Here is a 4,877-nt window from a genome sequence, read left to right on the forward strand (position 1 = left end):
AACTGTCCCGGTCGTGGCGCAGGGCGTAATAGAGTCCGACGATGCGGGTCTGGTTGAGCGTGTAGATCAGCAGGCTTCCCCCTAACAGCCCCTGGAGTTTGTGTCGGAGGCGGGCTGGAAAAACGAGCAAGGCGGCGACGAGGAGCAGCAGGGTTTCGGTGCCTTCGCAGCCGTTCAGGACGTTCAGCCGGGCCCAGGGCGAGACCCATCGGTGCCCCTCCGCGATCACCCGTTCGCCGGGGGTCAGCCAATCGATCAGGGCGGCGCTCGGCCGCACCGTGAGCGTATCGATGAGAAGCCGCTCCAGCGGGCCGCCGCGAGCGTCCTGGTACAGCCACTGCAGGCTGCCGTAAAGCAGCAAAAACCGCATCGGCAGGCTGAGATATCGGGGCCAGCCGCCGCGGAATGGGCGAATCGGTAGGGCGCGAATCATTGGGAGCGGACCGGTTGAGTCGAAATAGCGATACTGCCGGTTGGTGAGGGTTATGCGATGTTGCGAGCGGAGGGTAAGGCTTCCCCGTTACAACTTGATGACGGTTATGTTGCTGAACCTAAGACTGGGCGGCAGTCGAATTCTGAAGAAAAGCCGCCTGTCGATGGATCTGATCGACAATCATCAAGGGAAGACACTTTTTGGCGCATGTCGGGTCAAATTCCTGCCGGGCATCATCAATACGGCTTAACACGATCGCTTCGCCAAGCTCGATGAATGGGCCTACCGGAACTAGACGCCCGGTGAGAATGGTCTAAAATAGTTTAACGATCATTTGGATCATCAAAGCCATGACCTCCCATTGCAAAGACAGCCCCTCGAAAAAGAGACCCCGGCGCGAGCGACCGGTGCTCTCGAGCGTGGTGGCCGTCGATATCGAGCCGCGCACCAAACCCTCACTGGCGGCGCGCGGCCAGTGGGTTGTTCGAGATCACAGCGGCCGGTTTTCGAAAGCCCAGAAGCCTTCTGCATCCGAACCGCCTAGTCAATCACCCCTTTTCCCGCTCACCCTGTTTTTCGATAACGAGGCTGCCCGTGACGCCCTCTATCAGCGCCTGACGGATGAGGCGCCGGAGGCGGCTGAGCAAAAGCGCTGGGACACTATCGATGCAACGCTCCGGTTTCTGGAAGACAAGCCGGAACTCTACACACAGGAGAGTTTGGCGCACCACGTTATCCGAAACGCTCGGCTGCGCGCCGAATTCGCGCGTGATCCCGGCTTGTTGAACAGCGAAGACGTGGCCGATCTGAATGCCTCGGAAGCCAAAAACCGAGCGGCTTGCGCCAATCGACTGAAAGCCAAAGGGCTTGTGTTTGCCGTCGACTTCCGCGGCGAACAGTGGTATCCGGCCTTTCAGTTCGATCCGGAAACGGGACATCCCAAGCCGATCATGAAAGAGATCCTGGCGCACGCCAAGGGACGACTCGAAGGCTGGAGCCTGGCCTTCTGGTTCGTGACGCCGAACAGCTTTTTGGATGAGCGCACCCCCATGTCGCTCATGGATGACCATCCCGAAGCGGTGATTGCGGCGCTCGACCACGAACTCTCCGAATTTCCGGGTTAATGCGGTTCCCGGAACCGCCGCCGCCCGAACACCTCGATCCGCTGATCGCGACCTGGCCGGCCGACCGGCCTTTTTTCAGAGTTCACCCGCGCCGATATGCGCCGGATCAATTCAATGCGAGTGGTGCGGGGCAGGCTCGATTTTCTCCACTGGTGGTCGATGGCCGCATCGTGCCCACGCTTTATGGGGCGGATAGCCTGGAAGGCGCCCTGTCGGAATCCGTGTTCCGCTTCGTGCCCGCCGGTGATCAGGAGCTTCGGGCGCGCCGGGTCTTTACCGCCAGCCTGACGGATCTCATGGTCTCTCAGGTGGCCGTTCGCCGAGACCTCACACTGATGGACCTTCGGGGATTTGGATTGGGCGGAGCGCGGATTCCGATTACTCGCGTGGCGCTGATCGAATCCAATGCCACCCATTATCCGGACACTCGGCGCTGGAGCGAAACCTTTTATCGTCACCCGAGGACGGTCGATGGCCTGATCTGGGTGTCTCGCCAATACGACCAAGCCCAGTGCTTCGTCGTCTTCGGCGACCGCGTGGGCGCCGAGCTTTATTCGACGGCCCCCTCACAAGCCCTGCTCGAGGGCAAGATGTTCATCGAGTTGCTTAGAATCGCTCAACTCGCCAAGATCGATCTGATCTTGCCATGAGCCACAACTGGCGCCTCCTTGACCGGGGCCAAGGGTTAGGGACTCTTCCTTATTACTATTACTATTCGACATCCATCTCGATCTAATACAGCCCTTCGAGAAGGCAGATTCCCCATCCCCCAACACTATTGTTCTGCCTTCTCTTTTTTGACGCCAAACAGTCGGCGTCGAACCGACTTCCCAATGGGGTCGGCACCCTTCAATCCGGAATGAGATTCCACGCCTGTAAGGCATAGTACAGATGTGGGGATCGAATCGATCCAGCTCTTTAGCTTCGGCCAGATGCTCTGCAGAGGCTGGTAAAAGCCGCAGACCACCGGCACATCGAATCGGGGAGGACCCTCGTAGACAAGCGAAAGGCTCTGGCCGGTCAGCATATTGGTGGCCTTGAACCGGGCCACGCCCTTATCCCCGATCGGCCCCATATTTCGATCTCAAGATTCCGTCCTGTACGACCGTAGCACCCGACGTGTATCTGACATCAGCGCAGCGACCGAAGAACACGCTTGCTAAAGCCGTCGGCAAGGCCAATGCGAGAAGCCCGCCGCCGCGCGGTTCCTGGTGAAGGAATGGATTCTATAGGATTTTATTCGTATTTATACGATGCCAGGCGTATAATTATGAATAATTTCCTATAAATGAGAGGCGCCATGGACAGAATTCGGAATCCATTTTCTCCTGGAGCGGGTTCTCCACCGCCGGAACTGGCAGGTCGCGACAGTATCCTGGAGCAGGCTCAGGTCCTTTTCGGCCGAGTGCTCGCGAAGCGCCCCGAGAAAAGTCTTCTGATAACCGGGCTGCGCGGTGTGGGAAAAACGGTACTCCTCAACGAAATGGAACGGATGGCCCAAGGCGAGGGATATCGAACTATCCTAATCGAGGCTCATGAAAATAAATCTCTGGCATTGCTTCTAGCCCCTCATCTGCGTCGTCTGCTTTTTGATCTGGACCGGATCGCCGGGAATGGTAACAAGGTTCGTCGAGGGATAGGAGTGCTCAAAAGCTTTATCAGTGGAATCAAGATTACGGTGGGAGACGTCGAAATCGGACTGGATATCGAGCCGGAACAAGGTGCTGCCGACAGCGGTGATTTGGAAGTCGATCTCTCAAATCTCTTTACGGCGGTTGCCGAGGCAGCGGATGAACGCCGCACAGCTATATCGATTCTGATTGACGAAATTCAATATTTCAACTCGCAAGAGCTGAGCGCCTTGATTATGGCTATGCACAAAATGCAGCAGCGTAAGCTTCCTCTGGTACTGGTCGGGGCTGGACTGCCAATTCTTCCGGGATTGGCCGGTGAATCCAAATCCTACGCCGAGCGGTTGTTCAATTTCCCTGATGTCGGGCCCCTTGCAGAATCAGATGCTGCCAAGGCGATTCGTGACCCAATTATAAATGCAGGAGAATCCATTGATTCGGATGCACTGCATGAAATTTTTCGGCTGACAAAAGGCTATCCATACTTTCTTCAAGAATGGGGTTATCAGTCATGGAATCATGCGCAGGTGTCACCGATTAACCTTCAAGATGTACGTGAGACAACGGATCTGGTTACTAAACGCCTTGATGCAAATTTCTTTCGGGTACGCTTTGATCGCCTTACCCCCCGGGAAAAGCAGTATCTCCGCGCCATGGCTGAGCTTGGCCCCGGCCCCTATCGAACGGCGGATATCGCCGATTTACTGGAGGTAAAAATTACCACCCTCGGTCCGGTGCGGGCCAGCCTTATCAAAAAAGGGATGGTCTATAGCCCTTCCCATGGCGACATGACTTTTACCGTACCACTTTTCGATGAATTTATGCTCCGCGTCATGCCTGAATTCGATCGACCGAATAAGCACAGGAGGCAAACATAAGTCCCGGATAAAAAAATGTTCAATCGCTCAACTCGCCAAGATCGACCTGATCTTGCCATGACGCACTGACGTCACTCCCCTACTCCGCTTCCCGGATCTCCTCCGGCCCCTCATACTGAAGCGAAATGCTCTGGCCGGGTCGGATCAATTCCTAACGTCTACAAATCAGCCTTCCGTCGCCTCCCAAGACATAAGCCATCCGCTATTGTTTTCATGGCGAAGCCTTATGAATGACTACGAGCCGATTTGTTTCCTGAATTTATACAAATTTTCGTTACACAAATAGCTGAGTTCAGCTATGATTATTTCCGTAGATCAAACTATGGAGACTAATATGCACATTTTATTGCTTCTTGCGATCATCCCATTCTTGGTGCTGATCGCGACTCTTGGCTTTTTCGTGTTAATGGTGATCGCGTCTGCGGTCGTTGAATTTCCGCTGGTTCTGCTGGTGGCCGTAGGTCTTGGCGTGGTAATTCGCCGAGCGCTTCCGAACCTAAGCAAAAAGCGGGATACCCTATGCGAGTCGATGTAATCTGTCGATTCCAATCGACCTCATGAAAATCCCAGCCTCGGTGCTGGGATTTTTTTTGCGGATCTAAAAATACTTTCCAGACCAACCAACTACTGATCGCTTATCCGAAACACCTTCAGATAGCTATTATTTGATAGGGTTCGCGCATCACCTGTCAACGCCGACTGAAAAGTGACCCCTTTTGAGGGTTTCTCGTCGAAGTAAAATTGACCCCCTGGGGCCCAAAGGTTATTCGACGGCCGCTATCGGCGGCGGGGTTGTTCCGGCCTTGCGCTT

At 55.2% G+C, this 4,877-nt stretch carries 6 protein-coding genes and 1 pseudogene; 5 read left to right on the forward strand and 2 right to left on the reverse strand.

The features are described from left to right. Nucleotides 1-433, reverse strand: a pseudogene (locus ABJK70_RS20190) (hypothetical protein); the annotation flags it as partial. A gap of 106 nt (nucleotides 434-539) precedes the next feature. On the opposite strand from ABJK70_RS20190, the gene ABJK70_RS20195 reads away from it, so the two are divergent. The 3 genes from ABJK70_RS20195 to ABJK70_RS20205 all read left to right on the forward strand — a co-directional run bounded on the left by ABJK70_RS20195 (nucleotide 540) and on the right by ABJK70_RS20205 (nucleotide 2,207). After that, nucleotides 540-683: a hypothetical protein gene (locus tag ABJK70_RS20195; RefSeq protein WP_156882015.1), complete on the forward strand. Its 144-nt coding sequence runs from the start codon at nucleotides 540-542 to the stop codon at nucleotides 681-683. 100 nt (nucleotides 684-783) lie between these two features. Then, the gene (locus ABJK70_RS20200; protein ID WP_347258902.1) at nucleotides 784-1,557 is read left to right on the forward strand and encodes a hypothetical protein; all 774 of its coding nucleotides are present in this window, start codon (nucleotides 784-786) and stop codon (nucleotides 1,555-1,557) included. Further along, nucleotides 1,557-2,207 (forward strand): RES family NAD+ phosphorylase, encoded by a 651-nt coding sequence (locus ABJK70_RS20205; RefSeq protein WP_347258903.1) that lies wholly within the window; start codon nucleotides 1,557-1,559, stop codon nucleotides 2,205-2,207. Before ABJK70_RS20200 ends, ABJK70_RS20205 begins: the two co-directional genes overlap by 1 nt. A gap of 125 nt (nucleotides 2,208-2,332) precedes the next feature. Here ABJK70_RS20205 and ABJK70_RS20210 read toward each other — a convergent pair whose 3' ends face one another. After that, nucleotides 2,333-2,632, reverse strand: a complete 300-nt coding sequence (locus ABJK70_RS20210; protein WP_347258904.1) for a hypothetical protein — start codon at nucleotides 2,630-2,632, stop codon at nucleotides 2,333-2,335. A gap of 225 nt (nucleotides 2,633-2,857) precedes the next feature. Here ABJK70_RS20210 and ABJK70_RS20215 point away from each other — a divergent pair, with 225 nt between their 5' ends. Together ABJK70_RS20215 and ABJK70_RS20220 are read left to right on the forward strand one after the other, a co-directional pair. Beyond that, entirely contained in the window at nucleotides 2,858-4,066 is a 1,209-nt protein-coding gene (locus ABJK70_RS20215; protein WP_347258905.1) for an ATP-binding protein, read from the forward strand. A 334-nt stretch (nucleotides 4,067-4,400) separates the two neighbouring features. Beyond that, complete coding sequence (locus ABJK70_RS20220; RefSeq protein WP_086133419.1) at nucleotides 4,401-4,601, forward strand: hypothetical protein; 201 nt, start codon at nucleotides 4,401-4,403, stop codon at nucleotides 4,599-4,601. The last annotated feature ends 276 nt before the right edge of the window (nucleotides 4,602-4,877 follow it).

This window comes from Methylocaldum sp., assembly GCF_039794385.1.
Lineage (GTDB): Bacteria > Pseudomonadota > Gammaproteobacteria > Methylococcales > Methylococcaceae > Methylocaldum.